The sequence below is a fragment of the Brevundimonas sp. Br13 genome, from assembly GCF_055391505.1.
The window spans coordinates 2,704,808-2,720,700 of sequence record NZ_AP044008.1 but is presented as its reverse complement, the minus strand read 5'-3'; the positions used below and the strand labels follow the sequence as shown (position 1 = coordinate 2,720,700).

The following is a 15,893-nucleotide window of genomic DNA, read 5'->3' as shown; positions in this document are numbered from 1 at the left end:
TCGGGCTTGCGCCCACGGGCTTTTGGGTCTGGTCTAGAGGTGCAGACACACGGAGGCCGCCATGGCCCGACCCCATTCTGAACGCCACCTAATCGAGCGTATCGGCTGGCTGAGAGCCGCTGTCCTTGGGGCTAACGACGGCCTCGTCTCCACTGCAAGCCTGATCGTCGGCGTCGCCGCCGCCGAGGCCTCGAAGGGCTCGGTTGTGGTTTCGGGCGTCGCCGGACTGGTCGCCGGCGCCATGTCCATGGCCGCTGGCGAATATGTCTCGGTCAGCTCCCAGTCCGATACGGAGAAGGCCGATCTGGCCAGAGAGGCGGCCGAACTGGCCGCTGCGCCTGAGGCCGAGCTGGACGAGCTGGCGGGTATCTATGTCGCGCGTGGGGTCCAGCCCGACACGGCCAGAGCCGTGGCCGAACAGCTGATGGCTCACGACTCCCTCGGCGCCCATGCGCGCGACGAACTGGGCATCTCCGGCTTCACCACCGCGCGCCCCATTCAGGCGGCCCTGACATCCGCCGCCACCTTCGCCGCAGGCGCGGTTCTTCCCCTGGCCGCCGTGGCGATCGCGCCGACCGACGGCCTCCTTATCTGGGTCTCCGCCAGCGCCGTTGTCGGTCTGGCGGTCCTGGGCGGCATGGGCGCGCGTGCGGGCGGGGCCGACATCCCCCGCTCGGTGGTGCGCGTCGTCTTCTGGGGCGTGCTCGCCATGGCGGTCACCGCCGGAATCGGACGTCTGTTCGGAACGGTGGTTTAAGCCGTCACCGCGTCCCGCCAGGCCTTCAGGCTCTCCATCGCCCGAATGCTCTGCAACCGCTTCTTCGCCCGGCCGCGTTCCTTGGGATGGATGCGCTTGCCGTCTTCATCGACCTTGGGGGCCTCCAGCGGGGGCAGCAGGCCGTAGTTGATGTTCATCGGCTGGAACTTCGAGCCTTCCAGGTGTCCGCCGGTGATGTGTTCGACCAGGGCGCCCATGGCGGTCTCAGGCGGGGGCGCCGACAGGTCGCGACCCAGGGCCTGGGCGGCGGCCAGGCGGCCGGTCAGCAGGCCCATGGCCGCGCTCTCGACATAGCCTTCGACCCCCGTGACCTGGCCGGCGAAGCGCAGGCGGGGCATGGCCTTGAGCCGCAACTGCTTGTCCAGCAGCTGGGGGCTGTTCAGATAGGTGTTGCGGTGCAGGCCGCCCAGGCGCGCGAACTGGGCGTTCTGAAGCCCCGGTATCATGCGGAAGACCTCGGCCTGAGCTCCGTGCTTCAGCTTGGTCTGGAAGCCGACCATGTTGAACAACGTACCCAGCGCATTGTCCTGACGCAGCTGGACGATGGCGTGGGGCTTGACCGTCGGATTGCGCGGATTGGTCAGCCCGACCGGCTTCATCGGCCCGTGCCGCAGGGTCTCGCGCCCCCGCTCGGCCATGACCTCGATCGGCAGGCAGCCGTCGAAATAGGGGACGTGCTCCCAATCCTTGAACTCGGCCTTGGGGCCGTTCAGCAGGGCGTCGATGAAGGCCTCGTACTGGGGCTTGTCCATCGGGCAGTTGACGTAGGCGGCGGCGTCTCCGCCGGGGCCTTCCTTGTCATAGCGGGACTGACGCCAGGCGATGTCGAAGTCGATGCTGTCGGCATGGACGATGGGGGCGATGGCGTCGAAGAAGCTGAGGCTTTCCTCGCCCGTCGCCTTCAGGATCGCCTCGGCCAGGGCGGGCGAAGTCAGGGGGCCGGTAGCGACGATCACATTATCCCAATCCTCAGGCGGCAGGCCGGCGATCTCCTCACGCACGACGGTGACCAGGGGGTGGGCTTCCAGCTTCGCCGTGACCGCTTGGGAAAAGCCGTCGCGATCCACCGCCAGGGCGCCGCCCGCCGGCACCTGATGGGCGTCCCCGCAGGCCATGATGACCGAGTCCAGCGCCCGCATCTCGGCGTGCAGCAGACCGACCGCATTGTACTCCCAATCGTCCGAGCGGAAGGAGTTGGAGCAGACCAGTTCGGCCAGTCCGTCCGTCTGGTGGGCGTCGGTCTTCACGCCGGGCACGCCTCGCATCTCGTGCAGGATGACGGGCACGCCGGCCTGAGCGATCTGCCAGGCGGCTTCCGAGCCGGCCAGGCCGCCGCCGATGACGTGAACAGGAGAAGGAGATGTGGGGGAAGCGTTCATCGCGGCCTTCTAGCGGCCGTCTGGCGGGATGTCATGATCCCCTGCTATGTCGCGGCGGGGATGAGGGGGTGCGCGTGAACCGTCACAGACAGTTGCCGTTAGGCGAGACCCTGAAGGCCGCCTTCGCAAAGCTGCCGCTGGCCTGGCGGGGCGCGTGGGGCGCGATCCTGGTCTGCGCCGTCGTTTGGAGCGTCGCCGGGTGGAGCGCCAATGCGGTTGAAGCCTCGTGGGCGATGATCGGGCGGGGTGTCGGCCAGATCGCCGGCCTCGTCGCCGGCTTGGCCCTGGCGGGCGGCCTGACGCGGATTGCGGTCAGCGTCGATCTGGATGAGGCGCGGCGACGCGGACTGGGTCCGGCCGGTCTTCAGTTCGGATGGCCGGAACTGCGGTTGCTGGGCGCCGCCCTGCTGTGCGCGGTCTTCATGGCCATGATCCTGTCGGTTGCGGCCCTGCTGCTTCTGGCCCTGTTCGGAATGGCGGGGCTGGACGCTGAGGCGATCAACCAGCGGAACTGGGCTGCGGTCGGTCCGGTGTGGAAGCTGGTGCTGCTCGCGGTCGTGACCCTGCTGGTGGCCTATGGGGTTCTGGTGATGGCCGTGCGGCTGTCCTTGTTCGCCCCGGCCACCCTGGGGCGCGGGCATATGGTCTCGCTGAACAGCATGGGCGTCGCCCAGGGCAGTTTCTGGCCCCTGCTGGGCGGGCTGATCGTGGTCGGCCTGCCCAAGCTGGTCCTGATCGGGCTCTCCGCTGCGGGCTTGCTGTCCGGCGCCGCCAGGGACGTGGCATCCGCCCTGGTCCTGTCGGGGCTGGAGGCGCCCTTGGCCGCCGTCTTCCTGGGCGAAGCCTATCAGCGGCTGGAATATTGGGCTCCGGACGCGCGCGATCCGGGCTGACGCCTAACGGATCGAAACTGAGCGTTCCAGGCCATACAGGGCCTCGACCACGTCCTCCGCCTTCTGCTGGACCAACTGCTGGGCGTCCTGAACGCCGCGATTGTAGAAGATCGCGCCGATTTCCTTGCCGATGAAGTCCAGCAACATCTCGGCCGGCAGTTGAGCCAGCTCCTGCTCCAGCTCGTCGCGGAAATAGGCGCGCAGCCTGGCCGTGGCGGCCGCGCGCTGATCCTTGGACAGTTGAACGGGCTTGATCATCACGCCACCTCGGCCAGCGCCTCTTCCGCCGCGATCCAGGCGGTTTCAGCGGCGTCCAGATCGGCCTGGGTCTTGGCGCGGGCGCGGCCCAGGCTTTCCAGCTTTTTCGAGTCATTGGCGGCTGCCGCAGCGGCGAGGTCGGTGTCGATACGGGCCAGGTCGGCGGTCAGGCGCGCCATCTCCTCTTCTGCCTTCTTCACCGCATGGCGTAGGGTAGAGGGGGAGGGGCCTGATTTCTTTTTCTCCGCCTTGGGCGCAGCGACAGGCGCCGCTTCGGCCACGGGCTCATGCTTGATTTGGCTGGGTTTCATCCCGGCCTGTTTGGCGCGGTCGAGCACGAACCTGGCGTAGTCGTCCATGTCGCCTTCGAACGGCTTCACCGTGCCGTCGGCGGCCAGCCACAGCCGGTCGGCGACCAGCTCCATCAGCGACCGGTCATGGGTGATCAGGATCACGGCGCCCGTGTACTGGTTCAGGGCGTCCAGTAGGGCGCGGCGGCTGTCGATGTCCAGGTGGTTGGTCGGTTCGTCGAGGATCAGGATGTGGGGAGCATCCATGGCCACCAGGTTCAGCAGAAGACGCGCGCGCTCGCCCCCGGACAGGGCGCCGACCTTGGTGTCCTGCTTCTGGAAGGGCAGGCCGAACTGGGCAAGGCGGCTGCGCCGGCTGCTTTCGGACGCTTCGGGCATGGCGCGCAGGATGATCTGCAACGGCGTGTCCTCGGGGTCCATCGCCTCGATCTGATGCTGGTGGAACCAGCCGACCCGCATCTTGCCGTCGCGGTGGAATTCTCCGGCGTCGACGGTCAGGGCCTTGGCGATCAGCTTGGCGAAGGTAGACTTGCCGGCGCCGTTGACGCCCAAGAGGCCGATGCGGTCGTCCAGGTCCATCCGCAGGTTCAGGTTCTTGAGGATCGGCTTGCCCGGCTCATAGCCGACGCTGGCCTTCTCCAGCCGGATCAGGGGCGGGGGCAGGGGGCGTTCCGGCGAGGGCAGGACGAAGGGGGCGACGCGCTCCTCGGGCGGCAGCTCGATCCGCTCCATCTTCTCCAGCTTCTTGACGCGCGACTGGGCCTGGGTGGCCTTGGAGGCCTTGGCCTTGAAGCGGTCGATGAACTTCTGAAGGTGGGCGCGCTCGGCGTCCTGCTTGGACTTGGTGGCCTCCATAAGCCGCAGCTTTTCGGCCCGGGTGCGCTCGAAGGTGTCGTAGTTGCCGGTGTAGAGCTCCAGCTTGCGGTTCGAGAGCTGAAGGATGTGGGTGCAGACCGAGTTCAGCAGATCGCGGTCGTGCGAGATCATCAGGGCCGTGTGCGGGTATTTCTTCAGCCGCGCCTCCAGCCACAAGGCGCCTTCCAGATCGAGGTAGTTGGTCGGTTCGTCCAGCAGCAGCATGTCCGGTTCGGCGAACAGGGCGGCGGCCAGGGCCACGCGCATCCGCCAACCGCCCGAGAAATGCGACATGGGCCGGTGAAGATCCTCCTGGCTGAAGCCCAGACCGACCAGGATTTCAGACGCGCGCGCCGGCGCGCTCTCTGCGTCGATCTCGATCAGACGACCCCAGATCTCGCCCATCTCCTCGGGATCGGCGGTTTCCAGCCGCGTCATCAGCTCGTGGCGCTCGACGTCGGCCTCAAGGATGGTCTCCAGGACGCTGACGGGCGTGGCGGGGTGTTCCTGATCGACGGAGGCGATGCGGGCGGTCTTGGGCAGGCTGATCTCGTCGCCGTTGGCGGCCAGTTCGCCCAGGATCACCTTGAACAGGGTGGACTTGCCGATGCCGTTGCGCCCGACCAAACCGACCTTGGAACCGGGCGGCAGGCTGACCGAGGCGTCGTCCAGAAACTGGCGGCCCCAGGCGTTCAGGGTCAGGTTGTTGATCTGGAGCATCAGGGCGCGTGGACTTTCTGACCGGTCATCTCTATATGACCAGTCATGACGTATGATCTTGTAAGCGGCGAGGTCGTCATAACGGCCACGGAGTTCAAGGCCAAGTGCCTGGACCTGCTGGATCGTGTAAACTCGGGCGAGATCCGTCGAGTTCGCATCACCAAGCGCGGCAAGGAAGTGGCGGTGGTGAGGTCTCCCGATCACCCAGCGGAGAAGCCGTGGGATCCCAACAGCATCTTCGGCGGTATGAAGGGCACAGTGATCATACCCGAGGGCTTGGACATCGATGGCCCAATCTACGACCCCGCCATACACGGGGTGTGCGATCCGCAGCGCGGCCTGTGGGATGAAGAATGAGCGGCGTCCTTCTGGACACGAACGCCTTCATCCGCATGGTTCTTGGCACTTCGATGCGTAAAGAGGCGCGCGACGTCATCGCCAAGGCGGCGCAAGCCGACGATCTCTGGATTTCGTCGGTCTCGGCTTGGGAAATCGGCCTGCTGGCGACCGCGACGCGAACGGGACGCCTGCTGCAGATCACTGGAGATCCTGTCGTCTGGTTCGAAGCGGCGATGTCCAGCGCCACTGCGCAGGCTTTACCTCTTTCCACGACGGCGGCTTTGACCGCCGCAAGGCTGCCTGAACCGTTTCACAAGGATCCCGCTGACAGACTGCTCGTGTCGCAGGCGCGTGTAGACGATCTGGTCGTCGTCACCCGAGACCGCGCCATTCTGGACTACGCCGCCCTGGGTCACGTGCGCGCCGTCGCCTGCTGAGAAGACGCGGCTTGGCGCGGGGCTGGGGCGTCGCTATAAGCCCGCGACACTCAATCTCCCAAACAAGAAGTCACCTCCCATGACCGAACGCACCTTCTCGATCATCAAGCCCGACGCGACGCGCCGCAATCTGACCGGCGCGATCAACGCCGTGATCGAAGGCGCCGGCCTGCGCATCGTGGCCCAGCGCCGCGTCAAGCTGACCACCGACCAGGCCAAGAAGTTCTACGAAGTCCACGCCGAGCGTCCCTTCTACGGCGAACTGGTCGAGCAGATGACCGCCGAGCCGGTCGTCGTCCAGGTTCTGGAAGGCGAGAACGCCGTGGCCAAGTACCGTGAAGTCATGGGCGCCACCAACCCGGAACAGGCCGCCGAAGGCACGATCCGCAAGCAGTTCGCCCTGTCGATCGGCGAGAACTCGGTCCACGGCTCGGACAGCCTGGACAACGCCAAGCTCGAGATCGCCCAGTTCTTCACCGAAGACCAGATCGTCGGCTGAGCGCTCAAGTCGCGAGGGACCGCGTCCCGAGCGTAGCGCGAAGTCAGCGCTCAAGTCGCGAGGGACCGCGTCCCGAGCGTAGCGCGACGAGACAGAGGCCCGCGTCCGGAACCGGACGCGGGCCTTTTCGTTGGGTCAACATCATCTCATCCCCCCGGAGAAGACCTATGAAAACTCTGCTGAAACTGACCCCCGTCATCGGCGCCGTGGCCCTGCTGGCCGCCTGCGGCCAGACCATGGAACAACGCGCCGCCACCGGCGCCCTGGGCGGCGCCGTCGCCGGCCAAGTTGTCGGCGGCAACACCGGCTCGACCGTGGCGGGCGCCGCGATCGGCGCCGTCGCGGGCGCGGCGACCACGCCGAAGTAAGGCTTTTCGCCTTCGGCTGAAAAAGAAAGGCCCGGAGCGACGCTCCGGGCCTTTTTCGTTCGGGCTCGTGTGACCGCTTACCAGATGCGGGCGCGGGCCTCGGGGGCGATGTATTCCTTCTGATCCGGCGAGACCCCGAAGGCGGCGTACCAGGCGTCGATGTTGCGCGGCGAGGTGGCGGCGCGGACCGCGCCCGGCGAATGCGGGTCGGTGGTCAGCTGTTCGCGCAGCGCCTCGGGACGCGACTTCTCGCGCCAGACCTGCGCCCAGCCCAGGAACACCCGCTGGTCGCCGGTCAGGCCGTCGATCACTGGCGCCGGCTGGCCGTTCAGCGACTTGTGATAGGCGTCCAGCGCCAGCAGCAGGCCGCCGAGATCGGCGATATTCTCGCCCATGGTCAGGTCGCCGTTCACATGGACGCCGGGAATGGGCTCCAGCGAATTATAGATGTCGCCCAGCACCTTGGCGCGCGCCTCGAACCGAGCGGCGTCTTCCGGCGTCCACCAGTCGCGCAGCACGCCGTCGCCGTCGGACTTGCGGCCCTGGTCGTCGAAACCGTGGGTGATTTCGTGGCCGATGACCGCGCCGATGCCGCCGTAGTTGACGGCCGGGTCGGCCTTCGGATCGAAGAAGGGCGCCTGCAGGATGGCGGCCGGGAAGACGATCTCGTTGCGCGGCGGATTGTAATAGGCGTTCACCGTCTGGGGCGTCATGCCCCATTCCAGCGGATCGACCGGCTTGCCGATCTTGCCTCGCTGATAGGCCCATTCGAAGGCGTTGGAGCGTTCGACATTGCCGTACAGGTCGTCGGCGGTCAGCTCGAGACCATCATAGGACCGCCACTTGTCGGGATAGCCGATCTTCACCCCGAACTTGGACATCTTGTAGAGGGCCTGTTCGCGGGTCGCCTCGCTCATCCAGTCCACGGTCCGCAGACGCTCGGTCATGGCTGCGCGGATGTTGTCGACCAAGGTCTCCATTTGGGCCTTGGATGAGGCGGGGAAGTGCAGACGGACATATTCCTGGGCCAGGACCTCGCCCAGCTGACCGTCGACCAGGGCTACGCCCCGGTTCCAGCGCGGCCGGTTCTCGGGCTGGCCGCGCAGGGTCTTGCCGCGGAATTCGAAGCGGGCGTCGACGAAGGCCTTGGACAGATAGGGGCTGGCCTGATCGACGATCTGGGTGGCCTCCCACGCCTTCAGGGTCTCGATCGGGGTGTCGGCGAAGACCTGGGCGATGCCGGGGATGGCCGTGTTCTCCATCAGCACCAGGGTGTCGAGATTTCCGACCTGGGCGCCGTCGAGGAAGGCGGCCCAGTCGAAGCCGGGGGCCAGGGCGGCCAGGTCGGCGACCTTGCTGGGGTTGTAGAGCTTGTCGATCTGGCGACGCTCGACCGTGGTCCAGTGTTTCTCGGCGACCTTGGTCTCGAAGGCCAGGATGTCGGCGGCCGTCTCAGCCGGCTTGGTCCAGCCGATGGCGGTCAGGGTCTGGGTCAGATAGGCCAGATAGGCCTCGCGCTGGGCGGCGAAGTCCGGCTTCAGATAATAGTCGCGGTCGGGCAGGCCGAGCCCGCCTTGGCCCAGATAGGCCGAGTTGATGTTCGGGTTCTGCAGGTCCTCGAACACGGCGACGCCGAACAGCGAACCGCCGAAGCCCGAATGACTGGCGCCCATCAAACGGGCCATGGCGGCGTGGTCGGAGACGGCCTTCACGGCGGCGAGATCGGCGGCCATGGGCGCGGCGCCCAGTTGTTCGACGCGGGCCTCGTCCATGAAGCTGGCGTAGAGGGCGCCCACCTTCTGGGCGTTGGCGTTGACCGGGTTGGCGGCGCTGGACTCGATGATCGCGCGCAGCTGGGCCTGGGCGTTTTCATAGAGGACGTCGAACGGGCCGAACCGGGCCTTGTCAGCGGGGATCTCGGTGGTGCGCAGATAGGTCCCGTTGGCGTATTCGTTGAAGTCGTCGCCCGGCTTCACCGCCGTATTGCGACCGGCGAGGTCGAAGCCCCAGGCGCCGAAGCCGGGCGCGGCGTGGGCCCCGTGCGAATGGTCCTGGGCCGAGGCGCCGCCGGTCAGGGCGACGAGGATGCAGGCCGAGCAGGCGGCCATCAGGCGAATACGTTGCATGAAAGATAAGGTCCCGATTTTGGTCGGCGGCACCTTTGCGCCGGTGCGGCGCGGTGTCGCATGAAGTTTTCGTAATCTGGGGGCGGAGGTGTTTAGAGAACGGGGACGCGCCGCCGACAAGTCATCATCCTAGGCCTCATGCCTAGGATCCATAAACTCAAGACGGAGGGACGAGCGCACGCTCGCAGACCATGCCACACGCCATAAGCCGAGCGTATAGATCCTAGGCACAAGGCCTAGGATGACGGGCCTTTGGTAGAGGGCTTCAACCCCGCGCCAGACCCTTGCAGAAATCACCCAGCACCTGCGGATACAGCCGATGCTCCGCCGTCTTGACCCGTTCTGCCAGGCTCGCGGGCGTGTCGCCGTCGACGATGGGAACGCGGGCCTGGCCCAGGATCGGGCCTTCGTCGACACCTTCGGTGACCAGGTGGACGGTGCAGCCGGCTTCGGCGTCGCCCGCCGCTATGGCGCGGGCGTGGGTGTCGAGGCCGGGATAGAGGGGCAGAAGACTGGGGTGGATGTTCAGCATCCGACCCTCCCAGGCGCGCACCAGCCAGGGCGTCAAAATGCGCATATAGCCGGCCAGGGCGACCACCTCGACGCCGACGGCGCGAAGGGCCGCGTCCACCGCCCGCTCATGCGCCTGGCGGTCCTTGCCGAAGGGCTTGTGCGGAACGGCGACTGTTTGAACCCCCTTGGCCGCAGCGATGGCCAGACCGCCCGCGCCTTCGATGTTGGACAGGACCAGGGCGACCTCATAGCCGCTGTCCGCCGCCTGACCGGCGTCGATCAGGGCGGCCATATTGGAGCCGGTCCCCGAGATCAGGACCGCAACGCGCGTCTTCACGAGATCAGGCCGCTTCCAGCTGTCCGCAGACGAAGGCGACCTCGCCCGCGTTGAGCAGGGCGGCCAGCACCGGCTCGGCGTTCTCGGGCGAGACGATCAGGATAAAGCCGACGCCGCAGTTGAAGGTGCGGCGCATCTCGTGGTCGCTGATGCCTCCGGTCTCGGCCAGCCACTGGAAGACGTGGGGCATGGGCCAGGCGTCCCAGTCGAATGCGGCTTTCAGCCCCTCGGCGATGCAGCGCGGCGGGTTTTCGATCAGGCCGCCGCCGGTGATGTGGGCCGCGCCCTTGACCAGGCCCGCCTTCATCAGGGGCAGGACCGGCTTCACATAGATGCGGGTAGGCTCCATCAGGGCCTGGGCCAGGGAGCGGTCCTTGGCGAAGGGGGCGTCGTCGCCCCAGCCGAGGCCGGACTTCTCGACCACCTTGCGGACCAGCGAATAGCCGTTCGAGTGAGGACCGGTGGAGCCCAGGCCGATGATGATGTCGCCGGCGGCCTGGCGATCCAGATAGGGCAGGGCGTGGCCGCGCTCGACCGCGCCCAGGCTGAAGCCGGCCAGGTCGTAGTCGCCCTCGCTGTACATGCCCGGCATTTCCGCCGTCTCGCCGCCCACCAGGGCGCAGCCGGCCTGGCGACAGCCCTCGGCGATGCCGGCGACCACGCGGCGGGCGGCGTCGATCTCCAGGCGGCCGGTGGCGTAATAGTCGAGGAACAGCAGCGGCTCGGCGCCCTGGGCCAACAGGTCGTTGACGCACATGGCGACCAGGTCGATGCCGACGCCGTCATGACGGCCGGTTTCGATCGCGATCTTCAGCTTGGTGCCCACGCCGTCGGTGGTGGTGACGATCAGCGGATCCTCGAATCCGGCCGCCTTCAGATCGAACAGGGCGCCGAAACCGCCCAGCGAAGGCTCGGATCCGGGGCGCGCCGTGGACTTGGCCAGGGGCTTGATATGTTCGACCAGCATCTCGCCTGCGTCGATGTCCACGCCGGCGTCGGCGTAGGTCAGGCCGTTTTCGAGAGGTTTTTGGGTGTCGCTCATGGGTCTCGGGCCTGGAATCGGGGCGGAAATGCAGCGCGGCTCTTGCCACAGGTGGGTTGCGGGGGGCTATAGCATCGGAATGACGCCGATCACCACCAATGAGGCGCTGGCCGATTTCTGCGCCCGCCTCGCCGCCGCCCCGTACATCACGGTCGACACCGAGTTCATGCGGGAAACGACCTACTGGCCCAGGCTGTGCCTGATCCAGGCCGCGTCCGCCGATCACGCCGGGATCATCGATCCCATGGCCGAAGGTCTGGATCTCGAGCCCTTCCTGGATCTGCTACGCGACCCGAAGATCATCAAGGTCTTCCACGCCTGTCGACAGGACGTCGAAATCTTCGTGCGCCTGGGCGCCATGCCCAAGCCGCTGTTCGACACCCAGGTGGCGGCCATGGCGGCCGGCTTCGGCGAACAGGTCGCCTATGATTCCCTGGTGCGGCAGATGCTGCGCGTCGAACTGGACAAGGGCAGCCGTTTCACCGACTGGGCGCGACGCCCGCTGTCGGACAGCCAGCTGGTCTATGCCCTGGGCGACGTGACCCATCTGGCGGCCCTGTATCCCAAGCTGCGCGACCGGCTGAAGAAGGAAGGCCGGCTGGACTGGGTGATGGCGGAGATGGAGAACCTGGTCGATCCGGCCTTGTACGACACCAATCCCGAGAACGCCTGGAAGCGGCTGAAGCCCAAGAAATTCTCGGCCAAATATCTGGCGGCCTTCAAGGCCGTGGCCGTCTGGCGCGAGCGGGCGGCCCAGGAGCGCGACCAGCCGCGCGGCCGCATCCTCAAGGACGAGGGGATCGACGAGGTCGCGCAACAGGCGCCGACCGACCCCGACGCCTTCAACCGGCTGCGCTCGGTGCCCAAGGGGTTCGGCGGATCGCGGCTGGGGCTGGAACTGGCCGAGGAGCTGAAACGCGTCCTGGCCGATCCGGAATCCCATGCGCCCGAGATGGAGCGCCCCGCCCATCGCCAGCCGGCGCCCCCGTCGGTGGTCGAGCTGCTGAAGGTGCTGCTGAAGGCCAAGAGCGACAACGCCGGCGTCGCGCCCAAGCTGATCGCCACGGTTTCCGACCTGGAGAAGATCGCCGTTGCGGACGACGCCGACGTGGATGCGCTGAAGGGCTGGCGGCGCCAGATCTTCGGCGAGGACGCGCTGAAGCTAAAGCGGGGCGAGATCGCCCTGGTGCTGAGCGGCGCCCGGGTCGAGGTGGTCGAGATCGAAGGCTAGAGGCCGGGGCTCGACGCGCCGTCGATCCTCTAGGTCTGGATCTTCAGGCCCAGGTCCATCGCCTCGGCCAGAGCCTTGGCGCGTTTGCGCGTCTGTTCGCCCAACAGAACGTCGGCATAACCTTCCGTCGCCGTCAGCCGAAGTTCTCCGCCCTTCACACGCGCCGTGGCGTTGGCGAGAAGTTGCGGCGAGCGGCCGGACAGATCGCAGGCCAGGCGGATGGCCAGGCCCAGGGCGCGGGCGCGTCTGGCGGCGACGGCGTCCAGCAGCCGGTCGATGACCTCGGGCTGGGGCGTGGCTGCACCGCCGCCGTAGCGGGCGTTCAGGGCGCTGGCCAGAAAGGCGCGTTCGTCGTGGCTGATCCCCGCCACGGGCGCGCGCAGCACCTGGTCGAACACCAGCTCCAAGCGGTGATCAGGGTGCAGCCGCGCGCCCAGATCCGCCAGACGGCAGGCGGCGGCGACCAGCACGTCGTCGCGCTTGGCGCCGAAGACGGAAGGAAGCGCTGCGACGATCTCGGCGATCCACCCCTTCAGAGCGCCCGGCAGGGCGGGCGCCACTCCTTGACGGCCGCCCAGGGCCGCACAGCCGGCAAGAAGAGGATCAGCCGTCCGGGTGGCCTTGTCCAGGGTTTCGAACAGGAGGCCCTCACGCACGCCCCAGGCCGACATTTCAATGTGTTTGAGGCCCAGATGATTGATCAACCCCTCCAGCACCAGTCCGGCGTAGGGCAGGGTTTCTGCGCGGGTTTTCGAGACGCCGGGCAGTTTGGCCAGGCTGACGGCGGATTGTCGGGACACCAGCCGCGCGGTCTCCAACGCCTCGTTCGCCGACATTTGATATTGATGCACCACCTTCAGCGGATAGGATTTCAGCCCCATGTGAACCTGGGCCAGGGTGCGCCAAGCGCCGCCGACGGCGTAGAGCCGGTCCGTTCGGAACCGTGAAGCGACCGGCTTCAGCTTCTGGTCGATGCGGCCCCTGATCCGTTCAGCGTCAAAACCGCTTCCCTCGGCCAGGGCGAAGGGCCCGAGCGGCAGGGTCAGGCCCTGTCCTCGAGTCCATTTCAGAGCCTTCAGACCCTTCAACTGAGTCAGCTCCAGGCTGGAGCCGCCCATGTCGGCCGAAACGCCCTGGGCCGTCGGGGCGCCCGCCAACACGCCCATGGCGGCGTACTTCGCCTCTTCCTCGCCGCTCAATACGCGGATGTTCAGCCCGGTCTCCGCCGCCACCCTCTGGCAGAAGTCAGGCCCGTCTTCGGCTTCTCGCACCGCAGCTGTGGCGGCGATCAGGGTCGCGTCCGGGCGCACACCTTCCAGGACGGCGGCGAAGCGGCGAAGCGCCGTCAGGGCCATGGCGACCCCCTCGGGCGACAGCCGGCCCGTCGCGGGCAGATCGCGGCCCAGGCCCGCCAAGACCTTTTCATTGAACACCGTCCAAACGGCGCGGCCTTCCAGATGGTACAGGACCAGGCGAACCGAGTTGGAGCCGATGTCGATGGCCGCGATGTCACGGCCGGCTGGGGCGATGTCACCCATCAACGGCCGGGGCGCTCGTAGCGGAGGACGGCCGGCAAGGTCTTCACCTTGCGCCCGCGGCCCGACAGGCTGGGATTGGTCATGAAGTAATCATGGGCGGAGAAGGGGCGTTCCGGATCGGCGGGGGAAACGCGCGTATAGCGTCCTTCGGCGTCCAAGACCCAGCTCTGCGCATCATCCTTCAGATTGGCGACCATGATTTGATCCAGCACCTGATCATGGACGGTGGCGTTGAGGATGGGGGTCATCACTTCGACCCGCCGATTCAGGTTCCGGGTCATCCAGTCGGCTGACGAGATGAAGACCTTGGCCTTGTCGTGCGGCAGATCCTTGCCGTTGGCGAAACAGACGATCCGGCTGTGTTCCAGGAAGCGGCCGACGATGGACTTGACCCGGATGTTCTCCGACAGGCCCGGCACCCCGGGACGCAGACAGCAGATGCCGCGCACCACCAGGTCGATACGCACGCCCCATTGGCTGGCCCGGTACAGGGCGTCGATGATCTCGGGATCGACCAGGGCGTTCAGCTTCACCCAGATGGCCGCCGGCTTGCCCATGGCGGCGGCCGACATCTCCTTGCCGATCAGTTCGATCAGCTTGGCCTTCATGTTGAGCGGGGAGACGATCAACGCCTCCAACTCGTCCGGGGTGGCGTAGCCGGTGATGTAGTTGAACACCCGGCTGGCGTCGCGCGCCAGAGCCGGATCACAGCTGAAAAGGGACAGGTCGGTGTAAACCTTGGCCGTGACCGGGTGATAGTTGCCGGTGCCGTAGTGGCAATAGGTTCGCAGGCCGTCCCCTTCACGTCGCACCACGACGCTCAGCTTGGCGTGGGTCTTGTATTCGACAAAGCCGAAGACGACGTGGACGCCGGCCCGCTCCATCGCTCGCGCCCAGCGCAGGTTGGCTTCTTCGTCGAAACGGGCCTTCAGCTCGACCAGGGCGGTGACGTTCTTGCCGTTCTCGGCCGCCTCGATCAGGGCGGCGACGATGGGGCTGTCCTTGGAGGTGCGGTACAGGGTCTGTTTGATGGCGATGACGTTCGGGTCACGCGCCGCCTGACGCAGGAACTGCACCACCACGTCGAAGCTCTCGAACGGGTGGTGAATCAGCATGTCCTTTTCTCGGACGGCGGCGAAGATGTCGCCCCCATTGTCCCGAACCCGTTCCGGATAGCGGGGCTCATAGCCCTTGAACTTCAGATCGGGATGGCCGCCGGGTATCAGGTCCGACAGCTGAGCCAAGCCCAGCATGCCGTCCACCAGCACCACGTCCTGGGGCGTCGCCTCCAACTCGCCGATGATGAAGTCGCGCAGATCGGCGGGCATGGAGGCCTCGATCTTTACGCGCACCACCGAGCCGAGGCGCCGCTGCTTCAAGGCCTCCTCGAACTCCAGCACCAGGTCTTCAGCCTCTTCCTCGATCTCGATGTCGCTGTCGCGGATCAGACGGAGCAGGCCCTTTTCCAAGACCTCACAGCCGGGGAAGAGGTGGTTGATGAAGAGCAGAAGCACGTTCTCGAGGGTGATGAACCGCTTGCGACCCGGCGCCGAGCGACCGTCGGTCGGCAACTCCCAGAAGCGGCGCACCTGGGTCGGCACCGGCACCAGGGCGTAGAAGGTCTTGGCCTCGCCCTTGCGCTTCAGCTTCAGCGCCAGGGAAAAGCCGAGGTTGGGCAGGAAGGGGAAGGGGTGAGCCGGATCAATGGCGAGAGGCGTCAGAACGGCGAACAGCTGGTTCAGGAACTCGGGCTCCAGCCGCTCCCTTTCGGTCTTGGTCAGGCGGTTGCGATCGACCACCTCGATCCCCGCCGCAGCCAATTCCTTCTTCAGCTGACGCCAGCGGACCTGTTGTTCGGCCATCAACTGGCCCGCAGCGATATTGATGCGCTCCAGCTGTTCGGCCGGGGTCAGACCGTCCGCGGACAGGATTCTGAGTCGCTCGCGCAACTGCCCCTTCAGGCCTGCGACCCGCGTCATGAAGAACTCGTCGAGATTGTTCGCCGAGATCGAGACGAACCGCAGCCGCTCCAGCAGCGGATGGTTCGGATTGGCCGCCTCTTCCAACACGCGTTCGTTGAAGGCCAGCCAGGAAATTTCGCGATTGAAGAAGCGCGACGGCGAAATCATCAGATCTTCGTTCAGGGCCAGCTGAGGCGCGCGGGAGGCTGGAACTTCTTCGCCCCGGGTGTCGTCTTGAATCGCAGCGTCGGTCATGCGCCGGTTGTCGCGCGCGACTGTGACGGCCGCAAGCGGACGAGCCGGAAATT

The 15,893-nt window shown here is 66.7% G+C and carries 15 protein-coding genes; 7 read left to right on the top strand and 8 right to left on the bottom strand.

The annotated features are described in order from the left end of the window. Positions 1–61: 61 nt before the first annotated feature. Complete coding sequence (locus tag ACZ5M6_RS13500; RefSeq protein WP_054766142.1) at positions 62–757, top strand: VIT1/CCC1 transporter family protein; 696 nt, start codon at positions 62–64, stop codon at positions 755–757. Here ACZ5M6_RS13500 and trmFO read toward each other — a convergent pair. Beyond that, a complete protein-coding gene (gene trmFO, locus ACZ5M6_RS13495) occupies positions 754–2,157 on the bottom strand; it encodes a methylenetetrahydrofolate--tRNA-(uracil(54)-C(5))-methyltransferase (FADH(2)-oxidizing) TrmFO (protein ID WP_054766141.1) in 1,404 nt (467 codons plus the stop codon). The two genes, ACZ5M6_RS13500 and trmFO, sit on opposite strands and share 4 nt — an antisense overlap. A gap of 74 nt (positions 2,158–2,231) precedes the next feature. Between trmFO and ACZ5M6_RS13490 the strand changes: the two genes are divergently transcribed. Continuing rightward, positions 2,232–3,050 carry a hypothetical protein gene (locus tag ACZ5M6_RS13490; RefSeq protein ID WP_464158907.1) on the top strand — a complete coding sequence of 273 codons (819 nt, stop codon included), beginning with the start codon at positions 2,232–2,234 and terminating at the stop codon, positions 3,048–3,050. Between the two features lie 3 nt (positions 3,051–3,053). Here the strand turns inward: ACZ5M6_RS13490 and ACZ5M6_RS13485 are convergent, their stop codons facing one another. Next, complete coding sequence (locus tag ACZ5M6_RS13485) at positions 3,054–3,308, bottom strand: DUF2164 domain-containing protein (protein ID WP_197273309.1); 255 nt, start codon at positions 3,306–3,308, stop codon at positions 3,054–3,056. Beyond that, complete coding sequence (locus ACZ5M6_RS13480) at positions 3,308–5,194, bottom strand: ABC-F family ATP-binding cassette domain-containing protein (RefSeq protein WP_464158906.1); 1,887 nt, start codon at positions 5,192–5,194, stop codon at positions 3,308–3,310. The genes ACZ5M6_RS13485 and ACZ5M6_RS13480 overlap by 1 nt, the downstream gene beginning before the upstream one ends. 45 nt (positions 5,195–5,239) lie before the next feature. Here ACZ5M6_RS13480 and ACZ5M6_RS13475 point away from each other — a divergent pair, with 45 nt between their 5' ends. The 4 genes from ACZ5M6_RS13475 (at position 5,240) to ACZ5M6_RS13460 (ending at position 6,837) form a co-directional block, all read left to right on the top strand. After that, positions 5,240–5,551, top strand: coding sequence for a type II toxin-antitoxin system Phd/YefM family antitoxin (locus ACZ5M6_RS13475; protein WP_464158905.1), 312 nt, complete (start codon positions 5,240–5,242; stop codon positions 5,549–5,551). Further along, entirely contained in the window at positions 5,548–5,970 is a 423-nt protein-coding gene (locus ACZ5M6_RS13470; protein ID WP_287103897.1) for a type II toxin-antitoxin system VapC family toxin, read from the top strand. The genes ACZ5M6_RS13475 and ACZ5M6_RS13470 overlap by 4 nt, the downstream gene beginning before the upstream one ends. A gap of 79 nt (positions 5,971–6,049) precedes the next feature. Next, on the top strand, positions 6,050–6,469 hold the full coding sequence (gene ndk / locus ACZ5M6_RS13465) for a nucleoside-diphosphate kinase (RefSeq protein WP_287103895.1): 420 nt from the start codon (positions 6,050–6,052) through the stop codon (positions 6,467–6,469). Positions 6,470–6,636: 167 nt separating this feature from the next. Next, on the top strand, positions 6,637–6,837 hold the full coding sequence (locus ACZ5M6_RS13460; RefSeq protein WP_008260739.1) for a hypothetical protein: 201 nt from the start codon (positions 6,637–6,639) through the stop codon (positions 6,835–6,837). A 77-nt stretch (positions 6,838–6,914) separates the two neighbouring features. Here the strand turns inward: ACZ5M6_RS13460 and ACZ5M6_RS13455 are convergent, their stop codons facing one another. The 3 genes from ACZ5M6_RS13455 to purM form a co-directional block, all read right to left on the bottom strand. Continuing rightward, on the bottom strand, positions 6,915–8,963 hold the full coding sequence (locus ACZ5M6_RS13455; RefSeq protein ID WP_464158904.1) for a M13 family metallopeptidase: 2,049 nt from the start codon (positions 8,961–8,963) through the stop codon (positions 6,915–6,917). Positions 8,964–9,228: 265 nt separating this feature from the next. After that, positions 9,229–9,813 (bottom strand): phosphoribosylglycinamide formyltransferase, encoded by a 585-nt coding sequence (gene purN / locus ACZ5M6_RS13450; RefSeq protein WP_082382715.1) that lies wholly within the window; start codon positions 9,811–9,813, stop codon positions 9,229–9,231. A 4-nt stretch (positions 9,814–9,817) separates the two neighbouring features. Further along, positions 9,818–10,855: a phosphoribosylformylglycinamidine cyclo-ligase gene (gene purM, locus ACZ5M6_RS13445; RefSeq protein WP_464158903.1), complete on the bottom strand. Its 1,038-nt coding sequence runs from the start codon at positions 10,853–10,855 to the stop codon at positions 9,818–9,820. Between the two features lie 79 nt (positions 10,856–10,934). Between purM and rnd the strand changes: the two genes are divergently transcribed. Then, positions 10,935–12,086, top strand: coding sequence for a ribonuclease D (gene rnd, locus ACZ5M6_RS13440; RefSeq protein ID WP_464158902.1), 1,152 nt, complete (start codon positions 10,935–10,937; stop codon positions 12,084–12,086). Between the two features lie 29 nt (positions 12,087–12,115). Here the strand turns inward: rnd and ACZ5M6_RS13435 are convergent, their stop codons facing one another. Both ACZ5M6_RS13435 and ACZ5M6_RS13430 read right to left on the bottom strand, forming a co-directional pair. Further along, complete coding sequence (locus ACZ5M6_RS13435; RefSeq protein ID WP_464158901.1) at positions 12,116–13,624, bottom strand: Ppx/GppA phosphatase family protein; 1,509 nt, start codon at positions 13,622–13,624, stop codon at positions 12,116–12,118. Then, positions 13,624–15,840 carry an RNA degradosome polyphosphate kinase gene (locus tag ACZ5M6_RS13430; RefSeq protein ID WP_201462837.1) on the bottom strand — a complete coding sequence of 739 codons (2,217 nt, stop codon included), beginning with the start codon at positions 15,838–15,840 and terminating at the stop codon, positions 13,624–13,626. Before ACZ5M6_RS13430 ends, ACZ5M6_RS13435 begins: the two co-directional genes overlap by 1 nt. Positions 15,841–15,893: the final 53 nt, after the last annotated feature.

Coding starts and splice junctions, on each gene's coding strand:
- ACZ5M6_RS13470 (WP_287103897.1), top strand. CDS start 5,548: ATGAGCGGCGTCCTTCTGGACACGAACGCCTTCATCCGCATGGTTCTT.
- ndk (WP_287103895.1), top strand. CDS start 6,050: ATGACCGAACGCACCTTCTCGATCATCAAGCCCGACGCGACGCGCCGC.
- trmFO (WP_054766141.1), bottom strand. CDS start 2,157: ATGAACGCTTCCCCCACATCTCCTTCTCCTGTTCACGTCATCGGCGGC.
- ACZ5M6_RS13480 (WP_464158906.1), bottom strand. CDS start 5,194: ATGCTCCAGATCAACAACCTGACCCTGAACGCCTGGGGCCGCCAGTTT.
- rnd (WP_464158902.1), top strand. CDS start 10,935: ATGACGCCGATCACCACCAATGAGGCGCTGGCCGATTTCTGCGCCCGC.
- ACZ5M6_RS13435 (WP_464158901.1), bottom strand. CDS start 13,624: ATGGGTGACATCGCCCCAGCCGGCCGTGACATCGCGGCCATCGACATC.
- ACZ5M6_RS13500 (WP_054766142.1), top strand. CDS start 62: ATGGCCCGACCCCATTCTGAACGCCACCTAATCGAGCGTATCGGCTGG.
- ACZ5M6_RS13460 (WP_008260739.1), top strand. CDS start 6,637: ATGAAAACTCTGCTGAAACTGACCCCCGTCATCGGCGCCGTGGCCCTG.
- ACZ5M6_RS13485 (WP_197273309.1), bottom strand. CDS start 3,308: ATGATCAAGCCCGTTCAACTGTCCAAGGATCAGCGCGCGGCCGCCACG.
- ACZ5M6_RS13475 (WP_464158905.1), top strand. CDS start 5,240: ATGACGTATGATCTTGTAAGCGGCGAGGTCGTCATAACGGCCACGGAG.
- purM (WP_464158903.1), bottom strand. CDS start 10,855: ATGAGCGACACCCAAAAACCTCTCGAAAACGGCCTGACCTACGCCGAC.
- ACZ5M6_RS13430 (WP_201462837.1), bottom strand. CDS start 15,840: ATGACCGACGCTGCGATTCAAGACGACACCCGGGGCGAAGAAGTTCCA.
- ACZ5M6_RS13455 (WP_464158904.1), bottom strand. CDS start 8,963: ATGCAACGTATTCGCCTGATGGCCGCCTGCTCGGCCTGCATCCTCGTC.